Below are 22442 nucleotides of genomic sequence, written 5' to 3' on the forward strand. Positions count from 1 at the left end.
TCAGGCCGCGAGACGCAGGAACGGCACCGGCGGCGTCGAGGTCAGGATGATCGGCATGCCGTGCTTCGCCTCGTAGATTTCGCCGTCGAGGATGACGTTCGAACGTTCACCCTCGATACGGATTTCGTCGCCTTGCTCGAAATGCACCCCGGCGAGCGCGCGCTGGCCGAGCGTTCCGCGCCACGTCGCCCCGAGCATCCGGAACAGCGCCCCGACATTGCTATCGGTCGCGAGCAATTTCATATTGCCGTTCGACCCGTGGCTCTCGCTGGTCCGGATATTGAGCAGCAGCTTTTCGAGCGTCGTGACGATCAGCAGCGAGAATTTGCCCTTGAATTCGCCCTGCCGGATCAGCGACACCGTCATCGTCTGCGGCTTGGGTGGCAGGCGGCCGCCACCGAGCCCGAAGATGATCGAGAACAGCCCGAGGATCGCCGCCAATATATGCGAAATGCCGTTGGGCAGGCCGAGCGGGTAGATGCGGTTGCGGCAATAAAGCATCACATCGGCGAGATAGGCACCGCCGAGGAACATGCCGAGCACCGGCCGGGCGCCGTCGCGGTCGAGCGAGATCAGCTGGCGCTGGATCACATGATCCTCCAGCCGGCCGGTCTCAACCAGCTCGATCACCCGCTCGAGCGCCTTGATCGGATCGCCGTCGGCGCCGAGGTCGAGCGCGATCAAATTGGTCTTGCCGTTGGGCAACACCGCAACCGGCGGCGGCGAGCCGCCGAAATGGCCGCCCGAATAAAGCTCGGTCAGCGCCGCCTGCACCGTGCCGTCACCACCGTTGATCGCGACGATCCGCGGCGACACCAGCGCGATGGTGCGGATCGCCTCGCCGATCTGGCCGACGTCCTCGACCTCGTAATGAAAAATATCGGGGTGCGCGGCGCAATATTCGCGAACCTGCGGCAACAGGGCACGGTTGCCCGTCGAGCGTGGGTTCGAAAGGAGCGCGACGCTCGCCATGCCCGTTACATATATTTCATCGAGATGGAGATCGTCTTGGGCGCGTCCCCGACCGAAAAGGCAGTCTTCTTGTAGCTCGGCTTGCCGAGGTTGAAGATGTTGATGCTGGGATTGTTCGACATCCCGCCGCCGTCCGAGCTGATATCGGTCTTGCCGTTACCATTGGCGTCGTGGCGCACCGCGATGCCATAGACGCCCGCTTCGGGCAGCGGCACGCACACCGTCATCGACCCGGCGCGCGCCGGAACTTCGACGCGGGCAAGCCAGCGGCCCTTCGCCAGCCAGTCGGCCGACGTGCCGCGATAGCTTTGCACGCGAATCTTTCCGGTCGACGCCTTGACGCCGCTGATCTGAACCAGCGTCGACGGACCGCTCCTGCACTTCGACAGATCGTTCGAGAGAACCCGGCCTTCCGCGTGCGCGGTTGCGGCAAAACCCAGCAACGATACGCCCACGAGGGCCGATACAAATTTCGACATGACCTCAAAACCTCCAGAGGCTATAGCCACACCGGCGAACGCAAAACGGCGCCGATATGGGTCCCTGTCGCCCTTGCATCGGCATATCGGGAACATTTGCGGCCAAAACATGGTGATGGGGCGACGAAAGATTGAATAAGCTGCCTGCCATCGACCGCTACATCGCGCGGCTCATCTTCTTTCCCATGCTCGGCACCCTCGTGCTGTCGGCCATGCTGCTCGTGCTCGAAAAAATGCTGCGATTGTTCGATTTCGTCGCGACCGAGGGCGGACCGGTCAGCGTCGTGTGGCGGATGCTCGCCAATCTGATCCCCGAATATCTCTCACTCGGCATCCCGATCGGGCTGATGCTCGGCATATTGCTGGCCTTCCGCAAGCTCGCGACGTCGAGCGAACTCGACGTGCTGAAGGGCGTCGGGATGAGCTTCGGGCGGTTGATGCGGGTGCCGTTCGCCTTTGCCATCGCGCTCGCGGCGCTCAATCTGGCGATCGTCGGCTTTATCCAGCCGGTCGCGCGCTACGCCTATGAAGGCCTGCAGTTCGAACTGCGTTCGGGCGCGCTGGGCGCGTCGATCAAGGTCGGCGAATTCACCCAGCTCGGCGACCGGATGACGCTGCGAATCGAACAGAGCCAGGACGACGGCCGGTTGCTGCGCGGCATTTTCGTCCGCGGCGAACAGCAGGATGGCCAGCGCGTATCGGCCACCGCGGCGCGCGGCCAGTTCCTGGCGACCGACGATCCCGAAACGATCATCCTGCGCCTGACCCAGGGGGTGCTGATCCACGAATCGCCGAAATTCCCGGTGCCGCGGGTGCTGAGTTTCGACAATCACGACCTGCCGATCCCGCTGCCCAAGATCGAATCGTTCCGCAACCGCGGCGGCGCCGACCGCGAAATGACGCTCCCCGAGCTGTTCGTCGCGGGCAAGGATCAGCGCCAGTCGGTCGAAACGCGGCTCGAATCGCGCGCCAATTTCCATTTTCGCATCGTCGAAGTGATGTCGATGTTCCTGATCCCGCTGATCGCGATCGCCCTCGCCATCCCGCCGAAACGCTCGACCTCGTCGCTCGGGGTGTTTCTGTCGATCGTGCTGCTGGTGACCCAGCACAAGATCAACCAATATGCCGAGGATATGGGCGCGCGCGGGGTGATCGACCCGGTGATCGCGCTGTGGGTGCCGTTCCTGCTGTTCGCGGCGCTGGCGATCTGGATGTATTATACCGTCGCGCATGTCCCCGGCGGCCAGCCGATCGGCGCACTCGAACGCGTCGCGGCGAAGGCGGCGCAGAAGATTCGCGGCATGCTGAGCCTGTTTCAGCGCAAGCCGCGCGCGGTCGAGGCGGAAACCTAGATGCACCAGCTCCATTTTTTCCCGTCGCGCACGATGGCGATGTATGTCGGCCGCCTGTTCCTCATCCGCTCCTTTTCGATCCTGTTCGCGCTGGTGCTGATCCTTCAGACGCTCGACCTGCTCGGCGAGAGCGGCAAGATCTTGGGCGTCGCGGGCAACAGCGATGCCGACGTGTGGCGCTATGTCGGGATGCGGCTGCCGCAGATCATCGAGACCTTCCTGCCCTTTTCGGTGCTGCTCGGCACGATCTTGACCCTGATCACGCTCAACCAGAACAGCGAGGTCGTGGCGATGAAGGCGTCGGGGATGTCGGCACATCAGGTGCTGGCGCCGCTGTTCCTTGCCGCGCTGCTCGTCGCGGGGATCAGCTTTGCCTTCAACGAACGCATCGTCACCCGATCGACCGCGGCGCTGAGCGCGTGGCAGAAGGTCGAATATGCCCGCGTCCCCAAGGACAGCGGGGTGCGGACCAACATCTGGGTCCGAGACGGCGACGACCTGATCAACGCCGAGGCGGTCGAAACCGGCGGGCCGGCGATCGTCCTGCGCGGGGTGACCATCTATGAGCGCACCGGCGGCGTGCTGTCGTCGATGCTGAAGGCGACGCGCGCCCGCGCCGTCGACGGCGGCTGGGAACTGACCGACGCGACGCGCTTCCTGCGCCGGTCGGGCACCGTCGAAGCGCTGGGAACGATCGTCGCGGCGCCGGGCGTGCGCCCCGACCAGTTCACCCTGGCGCAGGTGCGCGGCGACGAACTGCCGTTCTGGCAACTGCAATCGGCGATCGCCGACCTGGAAGCCGCGGGGCGGCCGGTCAACGCGCTGAAAGGCGTGCTCTGGCACAAGATTTCGGGGCCGCTGTCCGCAATCTTGATGCCGCTGCTCGGCGCGGTCGCCGCGTTCGGGCTGGCGCGATCGGGCAAGCTGTTCATCCGCGCGATCCTCGGCATGGGGCTGGGCTTCGCTTATTTCGTCGCGGACAATTTCGCGCTCGCGATGGGCGATCTGGGCGCTTACTCGCCCTTCCTTGCGGCGTGGGGCCCGTTCATCCTGTTTGCGCTGATCGGCGAGATGATTTTGATCAGGACCGAGGAATAGCAAATAACCGTCGCCTCCGCGAAGGCGGGGGCCGTCATCGTTTTACGCAACGGCACGGGGATAGAGCTGCTAGCGGCCCCCGCCTTCGCGGGGGCGACGCGGTAACTTCAGGCCGCAGCACCCCGCGCCGAACCCGCCACCAGCCGCATCACGAGCCCCGGCAGCCCATCGTAATTCGCGCCATGATATTGCGAATCGGTCGGCAGCACGTCTTTCAGGCGGCGATGCGCTTCGGCAAGCGCATGATAGGGGACGCCGGGCAGCAGATGGTGCAGCGCGTGGTAGCGCAGCCCCACCGGCGCCCACAGTTCGGGCAGCAGGCCCGGCGGCGGCACGTTGACGCTGTCGAGGAACTGGCCGGTGACGGTCAGCACCTCGCCGTCATTTTCCCACAGATGCGCGACCAGGGTGCGGACCTGGTTGAGCACCAGCGTCGCCGCGGCGATCGCGCCGAAGATCAGCAGTGCGCGCAGCGGCACCCAGCCGAAGACGCCGGCGGCGATCAGCAGGCTCGACCACGCCCAGACGCCGCCTTCCTGCCACGCCCATTGGCGGCGGAAATCGCCCTCGGGCGGTTTGCGGCGGAACAGCGGGTTGATGATCAGCCCCGAATAACGCTCCATCACGATCCGGCGCAGCGGCGGGATCAGCAGCGACAGCGGGGTGAGCACCGCGTAGCGGAACAGCAGCGCCAGCGGCGCCAGCGCCGCGGTGACCACGAACAGCGGCACCGTCCACGGCTTCATCAGCGCGAGTGGCAGATATTCGGGATCCTCGACCGTGCCATATTTGGTGCGGTTGTGGTGCAGGCTGTGAATGCCCTCGTACATGAACGACGGGATCAGCAGCGGCACCCCGATGACGAGATTCCAGCCGAAGCGAAAGCCGGGCAGCGCATTTTTGCGCAGATGGGTCAGCTCGTGGATGAAGCTGCCGGCGCGGTAGAGCGCGAGGATCGCGACGAAGGCGGCGACGAGCGCCCACGCCATCGTCGGCGCGAAAATCGCCCCCGCCACCCCGGCATAACCGACAGCGGCCGAGAGCAGGAAATCGGTCCAGTAGATGCGCGCGCTGGGCGCCACGAGATCGCGCGTCAGCTCCGACGCCGCGCGGATCATCGCCATATCGTCGGCGATCGCCGCCTTGGGCGGTTTGGCCGCCGGCGGCGCGGCCACGATGGCGGCGCGGTCGGCAAGAGGATTGATCGTCGTCATAACGCTCGCTTTTCACCATGATTTCGTGGCAGCAAAATGGCCAAATGCGGGTCGCCAGCGCAGCGGCTATGCCCTAATGCGGCGTCATCGATATAGGGTTGGCAGCGCAGGAAACCAGTATGAGCCGACATTCGCAAGGCCCGATCACCATCCACCCGGTCAAAAACAAGGCCGACACGCGCGAGTTCGTCGAGCTGGCCTATCGGCTCAACCGCGGCGATCCGGCGTGGGTGCCGCCGCTGAAGGGCGAGGTTTACGCGCTGCTCACCCCCGGCAAGAATCCCTGGTTCGAGCATGGCAAGGCGCAGCTGTTCCTCGCGCGGCGGAGCGGGCGCACCGCGGGGCGCATCTCGGCGCATATCGACACGCTGGCGCTCGCCCAGCCCGCCGAACAGGGGATGGGGCCGGGTACCGGCAACTGGGGATTGCTCGAAGCCGAGGACGAGGCGGTCGCGCAGGCGCTGCTCGCCGCTGCCGAAGACTGGCTGCGCAGCCAAGGCATGCACCGATCGCTCGGGCCGCTGTCGATTTCGATCTGGGACGAGCCGGGGCTGCTGATCGAAGGCTTTGAAAATCGTCCGACGGTGATGATGGGGCACAACAGCCCGCTCTATCGCGGCTGGATCGAAGGCACCGGATACCGCCCAGTCAAGCAGCTGATCAACTATGATGTGTATGTCAAAGACGGCTTTTCGCCGCTGGTCGATCGCATCGTCGCGGCAGGCGAGAAAAATTCGCGCATTCGGGTGCGCAAGGTCGACAAGAAGAATTTCGACGCCGAAGCCGCGCTGATCATGGGGCTGCTCAACGACGCCTGGTCGGACAATTGGGGCTTCGTCCCGTTGACCGACAGCGAGATCGCCTTTGTGGGCAAGAAGCTGCGCACGATCGTGTTCGAGGATCTGGTCCGCGTCGCCGAACTCGACGGCGAGGCGGTGGCGTTCATCATCGTGTTGCCCAATATCAACGAATTGCTGATCGACATGGACGGCTCGCTGCTGCCGTTCAACTGGGCGCGGCTGCTGTGGTGGCTGCGCAAGCCGAAGAGCCATACGTTGCGCGTGCCGTTGATGGGGGTCGCCAAAAAGCTCCAGAACAGCCGCATGGCGAGCACGCTGGCCTTCATGATGATCGAGCTGATTCGCCGCGACGCGGTGCGCGACTATGGCACCGAGCGCGGCGACATCGGCTGGGTGCTCGACGACAATCAGGGCATGAACGCGGTCGCTGAGGCGATCGAGGCCAAGGTCAACCGCGTCTATCAGATATACGACAAGCCGCTCGACTGACGCGACCGGAGCCGGTGGCGCCAGCCGCTGGGACAGCTTTGCGACAAATCACCGCCATCCTGCGTTTCCCAACCGGAAAGGCATTCGCATGGCGATTCAATATCTTGCCGCCAACCGTTTTGGCCTCGGCCGCCGCCCCGACGAGGCGCCGGCCGGCGATGCAAAGGCGTGGCTGTCGCGCCAGCTGGCGGATTACGATCCGGCGCCCGCCGCGCTGACCGGACTTGCAAGCCGACAGGCGATCGCGACCGCCTATGTCGATTATCGCGCCGATCGTCAGGCGATGCGCCGCGCGGCGGCCGAAGCCGAGACGGAAATGGCCGACGACGCGGCAAAGATGGACCCCGAGATGCGCCGCCTGTCGCGCTCGGCGATCCGCCGCCACTATGTCGATGCGGCGGCAGCCCGGCTGGCGGCCGCGGTCGCATCGCCCACCCCCTTTCCCGAACGGCTCGTCCACTTCTGGGCCAATCATTTCGCGGTGTCGGCCGACAAGCAGACGGTGATCGGCTTTGCCGGCAATTATGAGTTCGAGGCGATCCGCCCGCATATCATGGGCAAGTTTTCGGACCTGCTGCTCGCCGCGGTCCGCCATCCGGCGATGCTGCTCTATCTCGACCAGGCGCAAAGCTTCGGTCCCGAAAGTGCGGTGGCGACGCGGATCGCCACGCGGCGCGGTCGTCCCGGTCCGGGACTCAACGAAAATCTGGCGCGCGAAATCCTCGAGCTGCACACGCTCGGCGTCCGCACCGGCTATACGCAGGCCGACGTCACCGCCTTTGCCAAGGCGCTGACCGGGCTGACCGTCGCCGGGCTCGGGCGCGGCGCCGGCCAGCGGCTGATGCCCGCCGACGCCACGCCGGGCGACACGGTGTTCATCGCCCGGCTCCACCAGCCCGGCGCGCAGACGATCCTCGGCAAGCGCTATGAACAGGATGGCGCGCAGCAGGCCGAGGCGGTGCTGCGTGACATCGCCGTGCATCCGGCGACCGCGCGCCATATCGCGACCAAGCTGGCGCGCCACTTCAGCGGTGACACGCCGCCGCCCGCACTCGTCGATCGGCTGGCGGCCGATTTCGAACGCAGCGGCGGCGACCTCGCCTCGCTGTACCGCACGCTGATCGCGTCGCCCGAGGCGTGGCAAAGCGAACCCGCAATGTTCAAATCGCCTTGGGACTGGGCGGTATCGATGCTGCGCGGGCTGACGATCGCGACCACCGACCAGCGCCAGAATGTCCCCGCGATGTTCAACCAACTCGGCCAGCCGCTGTGGCGACCGGGATCGCCCGCGGGTTATGCCGACCAGGTCGCGACGTGGGCGGGATCGGCAGCGCTGATGCAGCGCGTCGAGCTCGCCAGCCGGGTCGCCGGACGGATCGGCGACCGCGTCGATGCGCGCCAACTGGCGCCGCGCCTGCTTGCCGACGCACTGACCCCCGCCGCGGCGCAGGCGATCGCCCGCGCCGACAGCCCCGGCCAGGGGCTGGCGATGCTGTTCGCCAGCCCTGCTTTCCTGCGGAGATAGTCATGATCCTCTCGCGCCGTTTTCTCATCCTGTCGGGCGCTGGCCTCGCCGCCGCCACCGCCCTGCCCGGCCTCGCCTTTGCCGCCGCGAACACCGCCAAGCGGCTGCTCTTCGTCATCCAGCGCGGCGCCGCCGACGGCCTTGGCATCCTTGCCCCGACTGGCGATCCTGCCTTCGCCGCCGCGCGCCGGGCGTTGGCCGAGGAAGCCACGACCGGGGCGAAGCTCGACGCGATGTTCACGCTGCACCCGGCGCTCGCGCAGGCGGCGACGCTCTATGCGGCGAAGCAAGCGCAATTCGCCCACGCCGTCGCCACCGCTTATCGCGACCGGTCGCATTTCGACGGCCAGAATATGCTCGAAGGCGGCGGATCGCGCCCCTATGCGCGCGACGACGGCTGGATCGGCCGGCTGCTGACGCTGCTCCCCGCCGCCGACCGATCGGCGATGGCGATCGCCACCGCGGTGCCGCTCGCGCTGCGCGGCACCCTGCCCGTCGGCACCTATGCGCCAAGCCGGCTGCCGCAGGCCGATGCCGACCTGATCGCGCGGCTGTCGGCGCTGTATGCCGACGACCCGCTGCTCCATCCGCTGTGGGACAGCGCGATCAAGACGCAGGAACTGGCGAGCGACATCGGCGGCAACAACGGCCGCAACGGCGCCGACCTCGGCAAGCTCGCTGCCCCGCTGATGCTGCCCGCCGACGGGGCGAGGGTGATGATGATCGAAACCGGCGGCTGGGACACGCACAGCGGCCAGCGCGGGCGGCTCGCGGCGCAATTGCGCGGGCTCGACCAGTTGATCGGCGCGGTGCAGTCCGGGCTCGGCGCCGCCTGGTCCGATACGCTGGTGATCGTGGCGACCGAATTCGGCCGCACCGTCGAGGTCAACGGCACCGGCGGCACCGACCATGGCACCGCATCGGCGGCGATGCTGCTGGGCGGCGGGCTGGCCAATGGCGGCAAGGTGCTGGCGGACTGGCCGGGGCTCGCGTCCGCGGCGCGGCTCGACGGGCGCGACCTCAAGCCGACGCGGTCGTTGGAAAGCGTGATCGCGGCGGCGGTCGCGCATCATTACGCGCTCGACCCGCAGCGGGTGATGACGACGCTGTATCCCGACGCCTGACTCCAGGCTCCAGCGTCGCTGCGTTAGCAATGACGGATCAATTAATGCGGTGCGCTTTACGCCAGCACCGCCCACGTCGGCGCGTGATCGCTGGCCTTTTCGCGCCCGCGGTGGTCCTTGTCGACGCCGGCATCGACCAGCCGGTCGGCGAGCGCGGGGCTGAGCAGCAGATGGTCGATGCGAAAGCCATGATCGCGCTGCCAGCCGCCGGCCTGATAGTCCCAGAAGGTCCAGACGCCGCCCGCCGGATGGCGGCTGCGGATCGCGTCGGTCCAGCCGTCGCCGAGCAGGCGGAAGCAGGCGTCGCGCGATTCAGGCTGCATCAGCGCGTCGTTCGCCATCGCGCGCGGGTCCCACACATCGTCGTCGTGCGGGATGACGTTATAATCGCCGGTCAGGATCGTCGGGATTTCCGAAGCGAGCAGAAACTTCGCGCGCTCGCGCAGCCGCGCCATCCAGCGTAGCTTGTAATCGAATTTGGGACCCGGCTGCGGATTGCCGTTGGGCAGGTAGATCGACGCGACGCGCAGGCCGTGGACGTCGGCCTCGAGGTAACGCGACTGTTCGTCCTCGGCCTCACCGGCGAGGCCGCGCTGGATTTCGACCGGCTGCGCATCGCGCGCGAGGATCGCGACGCCGTTGAAACCTTTTTGGCCGTGATAGAGGAAACCGTAGCCGGCCGCCTCGATCTCCTTGGTCGGCATCGTCTCGTCGCTCGATTTCAATTCCTGCAGGCAGGCGATATCGGGCCGCGTTTCTTCGAGCCATTCGACAAGTCGCGGCAGCCGCGCCTTGATGCCGTTGATATTGAAGGTCGCGATTTTCATGGCGGCACCTATGCCAGCAAGCACGGCGCGGCGAAAGGCGTCAGATCGAGAAGCTCGACCCGCAGCCGCAGCCCGAAGCCGCATTCGGATTTTCGACCTTGAACGAAGAACCGCCGAGCGAATCGACGAAATCGACGATGCAGCCGCGCACCAGATCGATGCTCACCGGATCGACCACCAGCTTCACCCCGTCCGTTTCCGTGATGATGTCGTCGGCGTCGATGTCTTCGGCCAGGCCGAAGCGATAGGTGAAGCCCGAACAGCCGCCGCCATCGACCGCGAGGCGCAACGCCGCCTGTGCCTCGCCCTTGCGATCGGCGATCCAGCGCACGCGCGCCGCGGCGGCGGGCGAAAGGGTGATGTCGGAAAGCTGCGTGGCCATGGCGGCAAGATAGGGGGTTTGGCGCAAATGAAAAGGGCGCCCCGACGATTGGTCGGTGGGCGCCCCTCCTCTCCGTCTCTGAAAACCGGGTTTATTCGGGCCCGCCCATCGCGAGCTTGTCGCCGGTGAGCGCGGCGATCGCCATCTGGTCCGAGCGGACGAACGGCATCGGATTGACCGGCGCGCCTTCGATGCGGACTTCATAATGGAGGTGGTTGCCGGTCGAGCGGCCGGTCGAACCGACATAGCCGAGGACGTCGCCCTTTTTCACCTGCTGGCCGGGGCGCACGACGTAGGACGACATATGGCCATAACGCGTCTGGATCGCGTTGCCATGCTCGACTTCGACATAATTGCCGTAACCGCCAAGGCGCTGGGCGCGGCCGACGATGCCGTCGGCGGTGGCGAAAATGGGGGTGCCGCGGGGGGCAGGAATATCGATGCCGTTGTGGCGGGCGACGCGGCCGGTGACCGGATGAACGCGCATGCCGTACGACGAGGACAGCGACATATTTTCGATCGGGCGGCGCGACGGAACGGCAACGCCGATCGAGGCGGCGAGTCCGGTGTCGAGACGCTTCCAAGCCTGGAAGATCGCGCGGGCTTCGCTGTCTTCGGCAGGGGCCGGGACGCCGGCGGTAAAGCTGTCGTCATCGGGCTCGTCGGGAGCAACAATGCCGGCATCGGCGCTGGTTTCTGCTGCGTGGACGGCGGGTGTTGCCAGTCCGAAACATGCTGCCGCACAAATTATCGCGGCTTGGTGCAACTTTTGCGCCAGAAAATTGTTTATCAAAACGACGACCCCGCATCTGCCATGTCGCCAAGGTTCGAAAAAGGCCTTGGCGCCGGTGTTTTTTGCTCTGGATGACTGCTCATCCCCCGCGAAGCCTGTGTGCTGTCCGAAACCTTACGAAGCAATAACCGTGTAGAATTCTTGCGTTAAACCGGCGTCAAGGCGCGCCGAGTCGTTGAACGGTGGTTTCAACGGACCGCGGAAGCGCGATTTCACAAGGCTTTGCCACGTTTCGACGGCATTGAATCCCCGTTCGTCGCACAGCCATCCGAACCAGACGGTTCCCGCCCGCACGTGGCGCACCTCATCGACGTAGATCCGCGACAAAATGCGCGCCGAGGCGGTGTCGCCGGCGGCGGTGAAGCGCTCGACCATGGCCGGGGTGACGTCGAGACCGCGGGCCTCGAGCACCATCGGCACGATGGCGAGCCGCGCCAGCGCGTCGTCGGCGGTCGCCGCCGCCGCATCCCACAGGCCCGCATGTGCCGGCAATTCGCCATAGAAGCTGCCGAGCTGGCGCAGACGCCGGTCAAGCAAGGCGAAATGCATCGCCTCGTCGGCGGCGACGCCGATCCAGTCGTCGACGAAAGCGCGCGGAAATTTGCCGCCGAAGCGGCCGATCAGATCGACCGCCAGGTCGATCGCGACGAATTCGATGTGGGCGAGCGCATGGAGCAGCGCGATGCGGCCGCGCTGTGACCCGCCCTTGCCGCGCCGCGGCATCTGGCTCGGCGCGAGCAGCGCCGGCGCCGCCGGCCAGGCCGGCCGGTCGGGCATCGCGACAGCGCAGCGATGCGCGAGCTGCCCCTGCCGCCAAGCGCGCGCCAACTGCCGCGCCGCGCGGCGCTTGGCGTGCGGATCCGGCGTCAGCAGGACGGCGCGCGCGGCTTCGCCCAGACTTTGCACTAAAGCGCCTTGGCCGCCTCCAGCACCGCGTCGGCATGGCCTTTCACGCGCACCTTGCGCCATTCGCGCGCCAGCTTGCCGTCGGCGCCGAACAGGAAGGTCGACCGCTCGATCCCCATATAGGTTTTGCCGTAATTCTGTTTTTCGACCCAGGTGCCAAAGGCTTCGCACACTGTCCCTGCCTCGTCGGAAGCAAGGCGCACGGTCAGCCCATATTTGTCGCGAAACTTGCAGAGCCGTGCTGGCGCGTCGCGCGACACAGCGAGGACCTGCGCGTTCAGATGCGCGAAGTCGGGGGCGAGGCGCGTGAAATCCTGCGCCTCGACGGTGCAGCCGGGGGTATCGGCCTTGGGGTAGAAATAAACGACGAGCGGCGCGCCCGCCATCGCCGCGAGGTCGATCGTCGCGCCGTCGGCGTCGAGCAGTTTTACGTCGGGGATCGGGTCGCCGAGGGCAACGGTCATCATGGTTTCTCCTGTCCGGCCGGGCGAATCGACGCCCACCAAGTCGCGATCTCCTGCCGCGCCGCGTCGTGCGCGGCAAGCAGTTGCGGCCAGCCGGGTTCGCCGCACGCGCTCGCGACGAGCTGACGCGCGGCGGCGGTCGCGGGTTCCCCGTCGAGCGCGGTCAGGCGCAGCATCACCAGCATCCGCGCGAGCAGGCCATACGCATCGCACATCTCCGCCGCGACCAGCCCGTCGACCTTCAGGCAGGCGAGCGCCGCGCCGATGTTGGGATCGTGGCAGCGCGCGGTCGAAAGCTGCGTCACCTGCATCGCAAATTCCAGATCGACGAGCCCGCCGGGGCCGCCCTTGATGTCGAGCGGTCCCGCCGGCGGCTTGTGCGCCGCGATCTTGCTGCGCATGTCGGCGGCGTCGCTGGCGACCGCGGCCCGCTCGCGGGGCACAGCGAGCAGCGCGTCGACGATCCGCTGCACGGCGTCGCGGGCCGGATCCGATCCATAGACCGGCCGCGCGCGGAGCAGCGCCATATGTTCCCACGTCCAGGCTTCTTCGCGCTGATAGCGTTCGAAGCTGTCGAGGGTGACGACGAGCGGCCCCTGCGCGCCTTGGGGTCGCAGCCTTGTATCGACGTCATAGAGCTTGCCCGCCGCGGTCGGCACCGACATTGCGGCGGTCACGCGCTGCGCGAGGCGGTTGTAATAGGTCGTCGCGCCGAGCGGTCGCGGCCCATCCGATTCGGCGAGATGGTCGCCGGTGAACAGATAGATGACATCGAGATCGGAGGCGTGGGTCAGCGCCCGTCCCCCGAACCGTCCGAGCGCCAACACGACAAGCTCGCTGCCCGGCACGACCCCGTGTGCCGCGACGAATTCGGCGATCGTCGCGTCGGCGAGCACGCCGAGCGCCGCCTCGGCGAGTTCGGAATAGCCGCAGGCGACGACGAGCGGATCGGTCGCCGCCGCGATCAGTTGCACCCCATAGGCGAAACGCCGCTCGCCGACCCGGTCGCGAACCCGGTCGAGCAGCCGTTCGTAATCGAGCCCGGCGAGTCCCGGCGCCCATTCGGCGAGCAGCGCGCCCTTCGTCGCCGGCGGCTCGAAGGCGCGCTGGTCGATCAACCCCTCGATCAGTTCGACCCGCGCGCCGAGCGCGTCGGCGAGGGTCGGCGCGAGCGCGAGGATGCGCGTCGCGATCCGCGCCAGCTGGGGCTGCGCCGCGAGCAGGTGAAAGAAACCCACCGCACTCGGCAGCCCGGCGACGAGCTTGTCGAAGCGGATCAGCGTCGCCTGCGGATCGGGGGCGGCGCCGATCGCGCGGACCAGTTCGGGCAGCGCGGTTTCGAGCGCCTCGAGCGCTGCCTGGCTGCGCAGCGCGCGCAGCTTGCCGCCGCGCCATTCGGCGATCGAGCGGACCGCGGCGTCGGGCGGGTCGAATCCGGCGGCGCTGAGCGCGCCCGCTAGTTCGCCCTCGTCGCGCGGCAGCCCCGTCGTCGCGGCGCGGTCGGCGACCAAGCGGTCGTAGCAGGCGCCGACATCGCCGACGACGGGTTCGAGCGCGGCGAGCAGCGCCGCGCCGTCCGCATGCCCGTCGAGCCGCGCGACGCCGTCGAGCGCCGCCGGCGTCACCGGCAGGCTGTGCGTCTGCTGGTCCTCGATCATCTGCAATCGGTGCTCGACGCGGCGCAGCGTCGCATAATGGCCCGACAGGCGCGCCGCCACCTCGGGCTCGACCCGCCCCGCAGCGGCGAGCGCCGCCAGCGCATCGACCGTTGCCGGCACCCGCAGCGACGGATCGCGCCCGCCATAGATGAGCTGATGGACCTGCGCGAAAAACTCGATCTCGCGGATCCCGCCGCGGCCGCGCTTCAGATCATAACCGCGTCCGAACGCCTGTCCCTGCGCGAAATGGTCGCGGATGCGGTCGCTCATCGCGCCGATTTCCTTGAGCTGACGGAAATCGAGGCTGCGGCGCCAGATGAAGGGCCCGATCGCCGACAGGAACTCCTCACCGAGCGCGCGGTCGCCCGCCGACGCGCGGCTGCGGATGAACGCCGCCTGCTCCCACGCCAGCGCTTCGGATTCATAATAGGAAATCGCCGCATCGACCGGCAGCACGATCGGCGTCACCTCGGGATGCGGGCGAAGGCGGAGGTCGACGCGCAGGACGTGACCGTCGGCGGTGCGCGCCGACAAAATCTCGACCATCCGCCGCGCGATGCGCACCGCGGCTTCGGTCGGATCGTCGCGCGAGCGGCGCGGCATCGTATCGGGATCGAAGATCAGGATCGGGTCGATGTCCGACGAATAGTTGAGTTCGTGGCTGCCGAGCTTGCCGAGCGCGATCACCGACAGCCCGCGCGGCGCCTCGCCGGGCACACGTTCGGCGAACGCGGCGGCGATCGCCGCGTCGCACGCCGCATCGGCGAAGGCGGACAAATGGCGCGTCGTCGTCGCGACGTCATGCTCGCCCGACAGGTCGCCGAGCGCGAGCAGCAAAGCGGTCCGCCCGCGCCAATGGCGCAGCGTCGCCATGATGTCGTCGTCGACCGGCGGAGCGCAGAGCGCCGCGAGCGCGGCGTCGGTCCCGTCGCTCAGAAAGCGCGCGACGTCGCCCGGATGGAGTTCGGCCAGACGCGCGAGAAAAGGCGCGTTGGCGGTCATGCGATCGAGCGCGGACTGGCGTTGGCACGTCATCGCGCGTGGCTATCGCCCGCCCAAGCCGCGGCCGCAACCCAAAGCTCGTCGTTGCGAGCGCAGCGAAGCAATCCAGAGCGGTTTAAGCACCTCTGGATTGCTTCGCTGCGCTCGCAACGACGATAAAATCAGGCCGGAACGGTGCTCTCGTCGAAGAACAGCACCTGCGCGATCGCGGCGCGCAGCGTCGCTGGCTGATACGGCTTGGTCAGCAGGAACGCCGGTTCGGGCCGGTCGCCGGTGAGCAGACGTTCGGGAAAGGCGGTGATGAAGATCACAGGCACGGCGAGGTCGGTCAGGATTTCCTGCACCGCCTCGATCCCCGAGCTGTTGTCGGCGAGCTGAATATCGGCGAGCACCAGGCCCGGTTGATGCTTCTGCGCCTCGGCGACCGCCTCGCGGTGCGTGGTGGCGACCGCGACGACATCGTGGCCGAGATCGCGGACGATCATTTCGATGTCCATCGCGATGATCGGCTCATCCTCGATGATCAGGATGCGCGCGCGCGTCTGACGGTCGATCTCGTCGGTCGCCTCGGCGATCAGCGTGCGCACCGCATCGGCGTCGCGGCCTACAATGCGTCCGGCCTCTTCGGCGGTGAAGCCCTCGACGGCGGTCAGGATCAAGGCCTGACGCGCGAGCGACGGAATGCGGCGCAGCCGCGCGTCGGCAATCGCAATGTCCGCCGCTTCGGCATCGTCGCGCTCGGCGGCGCGCTCGGCAACCAGGCCGAAATTGTCGTGAACCATGCGATAAAGGTCGATCCGCAGGTCGCCGGCGGAATCGACCGCGGCGGGGTTCGCAATCAACGTTTCGAGCAGCTGGGAGACCAGCGCGTCGCCGCTTTGCTGGCTCCCCGAAATCGCCCGGCCATAACGCCGCAAATAGGGAAGGTGCGGCGCGATCGCCTGACCCAATGACATATAATACCTCCTGAAACGGGACGCGGAGCGCCCGAAACCCTCGAAAATCCGGGCGAACGCCCGGCAGGCGCCATCGGCAACCGATATAATTGCGCCATGACGGAACGATTTAACCGCAAAATAGTTTCATGCGAAAGAAACAAACGCGCCATTGCGTTTTTCGCGCGCGTCGCTAGCAAAAGGCACCATGTCCAGCGGATGTCCCGATAATGTCGCCTGAATCCGGCTCGCCGTCACCCAAGGCCACCGGAAAGAGCGCCAGCAAAAAATCACCCAAGTTGGCGCAGGACGTCAACGGTGCGCTGCGGCGCGCCTATGAATCGGCGGTCGACGAGACGATCCCGCAATCGATGATGGACCTCCTCAACAAGCTCAACTGACGTCAGCGTCGCCTGACGTCAGCGTTGATAGCGCGCGTCGAAATCGCTCTGGAACGCGGCGAATCGCCGCGCCGCGATCGCATCGCGCATCGCCTGCATCAGCGCCTGATAGAAGTGCAGATTATGCTCGGTCATCAGCATCGCGCCGAGCATCTCGCCGGCGCGAACGAGGTGGTGGAGATAGGCGCGCGACCAGGTCGTGCACACCGGGCATGAACAGTCGGGATCGAGCGGCGCCTGATCCTCGGCATGTTTGGCGTTGCGAATGTTGACCGGCCCGTCCCAGGTGAAGGCCTGCCCGTTGCGTCCCGAGCGCGTCGGCAGCACGCAATCGAACATGTCGACCCCGCGCGCGACCGAGCCGACGAGGTCGTCGGGCTTGCCCACCCCCATCAAATAGCGCGGCTTGTCGGCGGGGAGCTGGCCCGGCGCATAATCGAGCACGCCGAACATCGCTTCCTGCCCCTCGCCGACCGCGAGGCCGCCGATCGCATAACCGTCGAAGCCGATGTCGACGAGCACCGCCGCCGAGCGCGCGCGCAGCTTTTCGTCGAGCGAACCCTGCTGGATACCGAACAGCGCCGATCGCGAAGCATGCTCGTCGCCGGCGTCGAACCCCGCGCGGCTGCGCGCCGCCCAGCGCATCGAGCGCTCCATGCTCGCCGCGGCGCGTTTCGCATCGACGCCGTTCGGCGGGCATTCGTCGAACGCCATCACAATATCGCTGCCGAGCAGGCGCTGGATTTCCATCGAGCGTTCGGGGGTGAGCATATGCTTCGAACCGTCGAGATGGCTCTTGAACGCGACCCCCTCTTCGCTCTGTTTGGTCAGCGCCGACAGGCTCATCACCTGATAGCCGCCGCTGTCGGTCAGGATCGGCCGGTCCCAGCCCATGAAATTGTGCAGCCCGCCGAGCCGCGCCATGCGCTCGGCGCCGGGGCGCAGCATCAAATGATAGGTGTTGCCGAGGATGATGTCGGCGCCGCTGGCGCGCACCTCCGCCGGGCGCATCGCCTTGACCGTCGCGGCGGTGCCGACGGGCATGAAAGCGGGGGTGCGGATTTCACCGCGCATCATCGCGATCGTGCCGGTGCGCGCGGCACCGTCGGTCGCGGCAACCGAAAACTGGAATCGTGTCGTCATGGCGCGCGCCTATGGCGGGGAAGGCACGAAAAGTCGAGGCGAAGTAAAAGCCCCTCCCCTTCAGGGGAGGGGTTGGGGTGGGGGCTCGCAAGGTGGCGCAAGGCCGATGACCCCCACCCGCTGCGACTAGCTGGCAAGTCTCGCTGCCCTCCCCTGAAGGGGAGGGCGTATTATGGCTATTCCTTGGCGTCTTCGCTCGACGGCTCATCGGCGGCCGCCTTCGCCTTTTCCTTCGGTTTTTCCTTCTCGAAGATCTTGATCAGCTCCTTCTTCCGCGCATCGGACAGGCCCTTCTCGGCCTCGGGAAACATCTCTTCCTCTTCTTCGTCGATGTGATGAAGATAGCGATGCTTCATCGTGCGAAAGCGCGTCAGCCAGCCGGTCGAGGCAAAGTCCATCTCGTACAGCTCGGTCAGCATGTCGTCGATTTCCTTATGCTCCGACACGCTGTGCTGTGCATCCTCGCGCAGGTCGGGCATCCCCAGCATCGTGGCATAAAGCGACATTTCTTCCGACGCCGCGTGGGCGGTCACCTCGACGCGGAACGCCTCGAACAGCGTTTCGCGTTCGGGGCTGTCGCCGTGGGTTGCATCGATCTTGTCGAGCAGGTCGCGGTGGCGGTCGTGGTCGGCTTTCAGCCGCGCGAAAATCTTTTCTTCAGCCATGTCGATCTCCGTCGGGTTGGGTCGGAGACAGAACGGTCGGCTGGCAAACCGGTTCCGCGGGTCAGGCGGCTTTCCAGTCGGTGGTGGTGGTGAACGACGGCAGCGCGAGGTTCGCGGCGGTCTGCTGCGTCGCCGCGGCGATCAGATAGGGCGAAACGCGGTGGCGCGTGCACAGCCCGCCATTGCCGTCGCTGACCATCGTCTGTTCGAATTGGACGCCCTGCTGGTGCTTCATCGATCGGCGCACCGTCGCGGTGACCAGCTGGCCTTCGCCGAAATCAATCACGAAACGGGTCCCGATCGGCACGTCCAAAATTCCTTCGATGAAGGCGCCGGTCGTCGACAGGTTGCGGATGACGACATTGTAGCGATGGTTGTCGTGAATCGCGCCGACCTTGCGGAACATCTGGAACCGGCCGTTGCGTTGCTTTGCCGGACCCGACGGCTTGATCGTCCACGATCCCGCCTCGGCATGTTCAAGCAGTTCGGCGTTCGCGACCGGCTGGCTGTAGACATAGCCCTGGACGTGGCTGACGCTCAGCTTGCGGACCAGCTCGAGCTGGTCGAGCGATTCGATACCCTCGGCGGTCGTCTCCATTTCGAGCGCTTCGGCGAGCGCGACGATCGCCGCGATGATCGCGCCGTTGCGCGACCCCGGCTCGGTCGCCCCGCGCACGAAGCTCTGGTCGATCTTGATCTTGTCGAACGGCGCCGACTGCAGATAGCCCAGCGAAGAATAGCCGGTGCCGAAGTCGTCGAGCGCGAGGCGCACGCCGAGTCCCTTCAGCGCCTTGAACATCCGTGCGGTTTCGGTCGAATCGCCCAGGAATACGCTTTCGGTGATTTCGAGCTCGAGCCGGTCGGGGGAGAGACCCGTCGTGGCGAGCGCGCTGGCGACGATCTTGGGCAGGTCCTCGTTGGCGAACTGGATCGGCGACACGTTGACCGCGACGCGCATGTCGCCTGGCCAGCGCATGGCATCCTCGCACGCCTTGCGCAGCACCCATTCGCCGAGCTGCCAGATCAGATTGGCTTCCTCGGCGATCGGGATGAACATCGCCGGCGAGATCATGCCGCGTTCGCTGTGGTTCCAGCGCACCAGCGCCTCGACCCCGGTCACCATGTTCGACTTCGCGTTGACCACCGGCTGATAGGCCAGCTGCATCTCGCCGCGCGCGAGCGCATCGCGCAAATCCTCTTCGAGCACGCGGCGGTCTTCGGCCGCCTGGTGCAGGTCGCTCGAATAGAAACGGAACCGGCCGCGACCGCTGCCCTTTGCGGCATAGAGCGCGAGGTCGGCGTTGCGGACGAGGTCGTCGCTGGTCTGCCCGTCGAAGGGAGCGATCGCGACGCCGACCGACGCGCCGATGATGCAGCGGCTGCCTTCGACCGAATAGGGTTGCGACAGGCTGGCGATGATGTCGGCCGCGGTGTCGCCCAGCTTGCCGCGGTCTTCCTGGTCGGGAAGGATGATCTGGAACTCGTCGCCGCCGAGCCGGCTGACCATTTCCTTGTCGCCGACGATTTTCAGCAGCCGCTCCGCCACCTGTTTCAGCAACGCGTCGCCGGCGGGGTGGCCCAGCGTGTCGTTGACCTGCTTGAACCGGTCGAGGTCGAGCAGCATGATCGCGCACGAACGCTGTTGCTGCGCGAACGCCGCGAGCGTCGTGTCGAGCTTGCGCGAGATGTTGAAGCGGTTGGCAAGACCGGTCAGCGAATCATAGAGCGCGAGGCGCGACGCATCCTCGGCCGACTGGCGCTGCGCGGTGATGTCCATGCCGCTGCCGCGATAGCCCGCGAAACTGCCGCCCGGCGTGAAATGCGGCCGTCCCGACACCGCCCACCAGCGCGGTTCGCCATCGGCGGCCGCGCGCAGCGGCAGATCGTCGAACTTCGACTGCCGGGTGAGCAGGAAGGGCAAGGTGCGCTGGCGCTCGCCATTGCTGTCGGCGGGCAGGAACAGGTCGGTGAACGGCGTGCCGAGCAATTCGCCGGCCCCTTGCCGGCCGATCAGGCGCGCGACCGCATCGGTGATATAGGTCAGGCGGCCGCTGGCGTCGGTCGACCAGAACCAGCCGCGCCGGCTCTCTTCATAGTTGCGGACGAGGAGCAGCGCTTCGCGGGTGTCGAGATTGGCCGGCGCGGCGCCACGTTTGCCCATGCGCGCGCCGAGCTTGCCCAAAAAGCCACGCTGGCCGTCACCGGCAGCGACGTCCCCCCCCGGGGCGTCGGATTCGATCCGCGCTGGCATGTCCATCGAAGAAACTCTTGCTGGCCCCCACTTTGCTGGACCCGCAATGCCCTGAATGCCTTGCGATAATGTAAATGGGAACGCTGCCATACGGCGAACTGTCCCATTCAGGGAAGCAGCAGGCTGGCGTCCCCATAGCTGTAGAAACGATAGTCGTGGGCGATGGCGTGGGCATAGGCTGCCTGCATCGTCTCCAGCCCCATCAGCGCGCTGACCAGCATGAACAGGGTCGATCGCGGCAGGTGGAAATTGGTCATCAGCCCGTCGATCGCCTGGAACCGGTAGCCGGGGGTGATGAAGATCGCGGTGTCCCCCGCGAAGGGCGCGATCGTGCCGTCGGCGGCGGCGGCGCTTTCGAGCAGGCGCAGACTGGTCGTGCCGACCGCGATCACCCGGCCGCCGTTCGCGCGCACCGCGTTGAGGCGCGCCGCCGTATCCGCCTCGATCCGCCCCCATTCGGCGTGCATGACATGATCGTCGGTGTCGTCGGCCTTCACCGGCAAAAAGGTGCCGGCGCCGACGTGCAAGGTCAGCGTTTCGGTCGCGACCCCGGCGGCGGCCAGCGCGGCGAGCAGCGCCGGGGTGAAGTGCAGCGCCGCCGTCGGCGCTGCGACGGCGCCGTCTTCGCGCGCGAACATCGTCTGATAATCAGAGCGATCGTCGGCGTCGGTCGCGCGCTTGCCCGCGATATAGGGCGGCAGCGGCATCGTTCCCGCGCGTTCGAGCAGCCATTCGACGGGGTCGTCGCCGGCGAACGCCAGGATGAAGCTGCCATCGGCCAGCCGCTCTTCGGCCAGCGCCGTAACCCCGGCACCGAAATCGACCGTTTCACCGACGCGCAGCCGCTTCGCGTTGCGCACGAACGCCTGCCAGCGGCGCAGGTCGATGCGCTTGTGGAGCGTCGCGCCGATCTTCGCGTCGCCGCGGCGCCCTTCAAGCTGGGCCGGGATCACCCGCGTGTCGTTGAACACCAGGCAATCGCCGGGCCGCAGCCGCGACGGCAGGTCGGCAACCCCGGCGTCGATGATCAGGTCGCCTTCGACCACCAGCATCCGTGCGGCATCGCGCGGCCGCGCCGGGCGCAGCGCGATCCGCTCGGGCGGCAGGTCGAAATCGAAGGCGTCGACGCGCATGAGGTTCGCGCCGCGGTCCGGCTTACTGGATCGGCGCGTTGAGCTGGTCGGCGGTGATCGCGGCGGCGGGCGCCGGCGGCGGCGTCTCGGTCAGCAGCGCCGGCGGCGGCACCGGCTTGTTGTCGGCCGCGACCGACACTTGCACCATGCGCGACATCACCGCCGGCGGTTCGCCTTTCTGGATCGCGTCGACATATTGCATGCCCGACACGACGCGCCCGAACGCGGTGTAACGGTTGTCGAGCGCAAAGCGCGGCTGGAGCATGATGAAGAACTGGCTGTTGGCGCTGTCCTCGGCCTCGGCGCGCGCCATCGACACGGTGCCGCGCAGGTGCGGCGTCGGGTTGAATTCGGCCTTGAGGTCGGGGAGCTGCGAGCCGCCCTGCCCGGTCGCGGTCGGATCGCCGGTCTGCGCCATGAAGCCGTCGATCACCCGGTGGAATTTCACCCCGTCGTAAAATCCGGCGCGGGCGAGCTGCTTGACGCGCTCGACATGCTGCGGCGCGATATTGGGATAAAGCTGCACCACGACCCGGCCGCCGGTCGAAAGGTCGATGTTGAGCATATATTCGGGGACGCCCATATATTGGTCGGCGGGCATCGCCGGAACCGCGGGCACCGCCACCTCACCCGCCGCGTCGCTCGCCGCAGGGGCGTCGGCGGGCGGGGTTACCGGTTCGGCGGGGGGATCGGCCGGCGGCGGCGCGGTCGGCACCTCTTCGGGATTCGGCGGCGGCGCTGACGGCGCATCCTGCGCAGTGGCCGATACCGCAAGACCGAGCGCCATCGTCGTCAGAAACAGGGGACGGAAAATGAAATTCATGCTGGA

General features: G+C 66.9%; 21 protein-coding genes. 6 read left to right on the plus strand and 15 right to left on the minus strand.

Annotated features, from left to right (window positions below):
- Positions 1 to 972: a diacylglycerol/lipid kinase family protein gene (locus HEQ22_RS12430; RefSeq protein ID WP_432768210.1), complete on the minus strand. Its 972-nt coding sequence runs from the start codon at positions 970 to 972 to the stop codon at positions 1 to 3.
- 5 nt (positions 973 to 977) lie between these two features.
- Positions 978 to 1451: a DUF2141 domain-containing protein gene (locus tag HEQ22_RS12435; RefSeq protein ID WP_432768211.1), complete on the minus strand. Its 474-nt coding sequence runs from the start codon at positions 1449 to 1451 to the stop codon at positions 978 to 980.
- A 185-nt stretch (positions 1452 to 1636) separates the two neighbouring features.
- On the opposite strand from HEQ22_RS12435, the gene lptF reads away from it, so the two are divergent.
- Both lptF and lptG read left to right on the plus strand, forming a co-directional pair.
- Positions 1637 to 2803: an LPS export ABC transporter permease LptF gene (gene lptF, locus HEQ22_RS12440; protein WP_432770870.1), complete on the plus strand. Its 1167-nt coding sequence runs from the start codon at positions 1637 to 1639 to the stop codon at positions 2801 to 2803.
- On the plus strand, positions 2804 to 3901 hold the full coding sequence (lptG, locus tag HEQ22_RS12445) for an LPS export ABC transporter permease LptG (RefSeq protein WP_432768212.1): 1098 nt from the start codon (positions 2804 to 2806) through the stop codon (positions 3899 to 3901). It begins immediately after the preceding gene.
- Positions 3902 to 4008: 107 nt separating this feature from the next.
- On the opposite strand, the gene HEQ22_RS12450 is transcribed toward lptG, so the two are convergent.
- Positions 4009 to 5115 carry a fatty acid desaturase family protein gene (locus HEQ22_RS12450; protein ID WP_432768213.1) on the minus strand — a complete coding sequence of 369 codons (1107 nt, stop codon included), beginning with the start codon at positions 5113 to 5115 and terminating at the stop codon, positions 4009 to 4011.
- Between the two features lie 119 nt (positions 5116 to 5234).
- Here HEQ22_RS12450 and HEQ22_RS12455 point away from each other — a divergent pair, with 119 nt between their 5' ends.
- The 3 genes from HEQ22_RS12455 (at position 5235) to HEQ22_RS12465 (ending at position 9053) form a co-directional block, all read left to right on the plus strand.
- Entirely contained in the window at positions 5235 to 6404 is a 1170-nt protein-coding gene (locus HEQ22_RS12455) for an N-acetyltransferase (RefSeq protein ID WP_432768214.1), read from the plus strand.
- A gap of 88 nt (positions 6405 to 6492) precedes the next feature.
- Entirely contained in the window at positions 6493 to 7929 is a 1437-nt protein-coding gene (locus HEQ22_RS12460) for a DUF1800 domain-containing protein (protein WP_432768215.1), read from the plus strand.
- Between the two features lie 2 nt (positions 7930 to 7931).
- Positions 7932 to 9053, plus strand: coding sequence for a DUF1501 domain-containing protein (locus HEQ22_RS12465; RefSeq protein ID WP_432768216.1), 1122 nt, complete (start codon positions 7932 to 7934; stop codon positions 9051 to 9053).
- A gap of 56 nt (positions 9054 to 9109) precedes the next feature.
- On the opposite strand, the gene xth is transcribed toward HEQ22_RS12465, so the two are convergent.
- The 7 genes from xth to HEQ22_RS12500 all read right to left on the minus strand — a co-directional run bounded on the left by xth (position 9110) and on the right by HEQ22_RS12500 (position 16041).
- The gene (gene xth / locus HEQ22_RS12470) at positions 9110 to 9880 is read right to left on the minus strand and encodes an exodeoxyribonuclease III (RefSeq protein ID WP_432768217.1); all 771 of its coding nucleotides are present in this window, start codon (positions 9878 to 9880) and stop codon (positions 9110 to 9112) included.
- Positions 9881 to 9920: 40 nt separating this feature from the next.
- The gene (gene erpA, locus HEQ22_RS12475; protein ID WP_432768218.1) at positions 9921 to 10262 is read right to left on the minus strand and encodes an iron-sulfur cluster insertion protein ErpA; all 342 of its coding nucleotides are present in this window, start codon (positions 10260 to 10262) and stop codon (positions 9921 to 9923) included.
- 91 nt (positions 10263 to 10353) lie between these two features.
- Positions 10354 to 11028, minus strand: coding sequence for a M23 family metallopeptidase (locus HEQ22_RS12480; protein WP_432768219.1), 675 nt, complete (start codon positions 11026 to 11028; stop codon positions 10354 to 10356).
- A 141-nt stretch (positions 11029 to 11169) separates the two neighbouring features.
- Positions 11170 to 11961, minus strand: a complete 792-nt coding sequence (locus HEQ22_RS12485) for a ferritin-like domain-containing protein (RefSeq protein WP_432770871.1) — start codon at positions 11959 to 11961, stop codon at positions 11170 to 11172.
- Entirely contained in the window at positions 11961 to 12428 is a 468-nt protein-coding gene (locus HEQ22_RS12490) for a peroxiredoxin (protein ID WP_432768220.1), read from the minus strand. Before HEQ22_RS12490 ends, HEQ22_RS12485 begins: the two co-directional genes overlap by 1 nt.
- Entirely contained in the window at positions 12425 to 15118 is a 2694-nt protein-coding gene (locus HEQ22_RS12495; protein ID WP_432768221.1) for a bifunctional [glutamine synthetase] adenylyltransferase/[glutamine synthetase]-adenylyl-L-tyrosine phosphorylase, read from the minus strand. The genes HEQ22_RS12490 and HEQ22_RS12495 overlap by 4 nt, the downstream gene beginning before the upstream one ends.
- A 128-nt stretch (positions 15119 to 15246) precedes the next feature.
- Entirely contained in the window at positions 15247 to 16041 is a 795-nt protein-coding gene (locus tag HEQ22_RS12500) for a response regulator (protein WP_432768222.1), read from the minus strand.
- 278 nt (positions 16042 to 16319) lie between these two features.
- Here HEQ22_RS12500 and HEQ22_RS12505 point away from each other — a divergent pair, with 278 nt between their 5' ends.
- The gene (locus HEQ22_RS12505; RefSeq protein WP_432768223.1) at positions 16320 to 16421 is read left to right on the plus strand and encodes a NepR family anti-sigma factor; all 102 of its coding nucleotides are present in this window, start codon (positions 16320 to 16322) and stop codon (positions 16419 to 16421) included.
- A gap of 18 nt (positions 16422 to 16439) precedes the next feature.
- On the opposite strand, the gene tgt is transcribed toward HEQ22_RS12505, so the two are convergent.
- The 5 genes from tgt to HEQ22_RS12530 form a co-directional block, all read right to left on the minus strand.
- Positions 16440 to 17564 carry a tRNA guanosine(34) transglycosylase Tgt gene (tgt, locus tag HEQ22_RS12510; protein WP_432768224.1) on the minus strand — a complete coding sequence of 375 codons (1125 nt, stop codon included), beginning with the start codon at positions 17562 to 17564 and terminating at the stop codon, positions 16440 to 16442.
- A gap of 176 nt (positions 17565 to 17740) precedes the next feature.
- A complete protein-coding gene (locus tag HEQ22_RS12515; protein ID WP_432768225.1) occupies positions 17741 to 18229 on the minus strand; it encodes a hemerythrin domain-containing protein in 489 nt (162 codons plus the stop codon).
- Positions 18230 to 18290: 61 nt separating this feature from the next.
- A complete protein-coding gene (locus HEQ22_RS12520; RefSeq protein ID WP_432768226.1) occupies positions 18291 to 20486 on the minus strand; it encodes an EAL domain-containing protein in 2196 nt (731 codons plus the stop codon).
- A 101-nt stretch (positions 20487 to 20587) separates the two neighbouring features.
- Complete coding sequence (queA, locus tag HEQ22_RS12525; protein ID WP_432768227.1) at positions 20588 to 21613, minus strand: tRNA preQ1(34) S-adenosylmethionine ribosyltransferase-isomerase QueA; 1026 nt, start codon at positions 21611 to 21613, stop codon at positions 20588 to 20590.
- Between the two features lie 22 nt (positions 21614 to 21635).
- Positions 21636 to 22436: a peptidylprolyl isomerase gene (locus tag HEQ22_RS12530; RefSeq protein WP_432768228.1), complete on the minus strand. Its 801-nt coding sequence runs from the start codon at positions 22434 to 22436 to the stop codon at positions 21636 to 21638.
- Positions 22437 to 22442: the final 6 nt, after the last annotated feature.

Origin of the sequence: Sphingopyxis sp., from assembly GCF_050916055.1 — a bacterium.
Lineage (GTDB): Bacteria > Pseudomonadota > Alphaproteobacteria > Sphingomonadales > Sphingomonadaceae > Sphingopyxis.

What these genes read in the sequence shown, in the direction of transcription:
- HEQ22_RS12430 (WP_432768210.1), bottom strand. Translation starts at nt 972, where the DNA reads ATGGCGAGCGTCGCGCTCCTTTCGAACCCACGCTCGACGGGCAACCGT.
- HEQ22_RS12435 (WP_432768211.1), bottom strand. Translation starts at nt 1,451, where the DNA reads ATGTCGAAATTTGTATCGGCCCTCGTGGGCGTATCGTTGCTGGGTTTT.
- lptF (WP_432770870.1), top strand. Translation starts at nt 1,637, where the DNA reads ATGCTCGGCACCCTCGTGCTGTCGGCCATGCTGCTCGTGCTCGAAAAA.
- lptG (WP_432768212.1), top strand. Translation starts at nt 2,804, where the DNA reads ATGCACCAGCTCCATTTTTTCCCGTCGCGCACGATGGCGATGTATGTC.
- HEQ22_RS12450 (WP_432768213.1), bottom strand. Translation starts at nt 5,115, where the DNA reads ATGACGACGATCAATCCTCTTGCCGACCGCGCCGCCATCGTGGCCGCG.
- HEQ22_RS12455 (WP_432768214.1), top strand. Translation starts at nt 5,235, where the DNA reads ATGAGCCGACATTCGCAAGGCCCGATCACCATCCACCCGGTCAAAAAC.
- HEQ22_RS12460 (WP_432768215.1), top strand. Translation starts at nt 6,493, where the DNA reads ATGGCGATTCAATATCTTGCCGCCAACCGTTTTGGCCTCGGCCGCCGC.
- HEQ22_RS12465 (WP_432768216.1), top strand. Translation starts at nt 7,932, where the DNA reads ATGATCCTCTCGCGCCGTTTTCTCATCCTGTCGGGCGCTGGCCTCGCC.
- xth (WP_432768217.1), bottom strand. Translation starts at nt 9,880, where the DNA reads ATGAAAATCGCGACCTTCAATATCAACGGCATCAAGGCGCGGCTGCCG.
- erpA (WP_432768218.1), bottom strand. Translation starts at nt 10,262, where the DNA reads ATGGCCACGCAGCTTTCCGACATCACCCTTTCGCCCGCCGCCGCGGCG.
- HEQ22_RS12490 (WP_432768220.1), bottom strand. Translation starts at nt 12,428, where the DNA reads ATGATGACCGTTGCCCTCGGCGACCCGATCCCCGACGTAAAACTGCTC.
- HEQ22_RS12495 (WP_432768221.1), bottom strand. Translation starts at nt 15,118, where the DNA reads ATGACGTGCCAACGCCAGTCCGCGCTCGATCGCATGACCGCCAACGCG.
- HEQ22_RS12500 (WP_432768222.1), bottom strand. Translation starts at nt 16,041, where the DNA reads ATGTCATTGGGTCAGGCGATCGCGCCGCACCTTCCCTATTTGCGGCGT.
- tgt (WP_432768224.1), bottom strand. Translation starts at nt 17,564, where the DNA reads ATGACGACACGATTCCAGTTTTCGGTTGCCGCGACCGACGGTGCCGCG.
- HEQ22_RS12515 (WP_432768225.1), bottom strand. Translation starts at nt 18,229, where the DNA reads ATGGCTGAAGAAAAGATTTTCGCGCGGCTGAAAGCCGACCACGACCGC.
- HEQ22_RS12520 (WP_432768226.1), bottom strand. Translation starts at nt 20,486, where the DNA reads ATGGACATGCCAGCGCGGATCGAATCCGACGCCCCGGGGGGGGACGTC.
- queA (WP_432768227.1), bottom strand. Translation starts at nt 21,613, where the DNA reads ATGCGCGTCGACGCCTTCGATTTCGACCTGCCGCCCGAGCGGATCGCG.
- HEQ22_RS12530 (WP_432768228.1), bottom strand. Translation starts at nt 22,436, where the DNA reads ATGAATTTCATTTTCCGTCCCCTGTTTCTGACGACGATGGCGCTCGGT.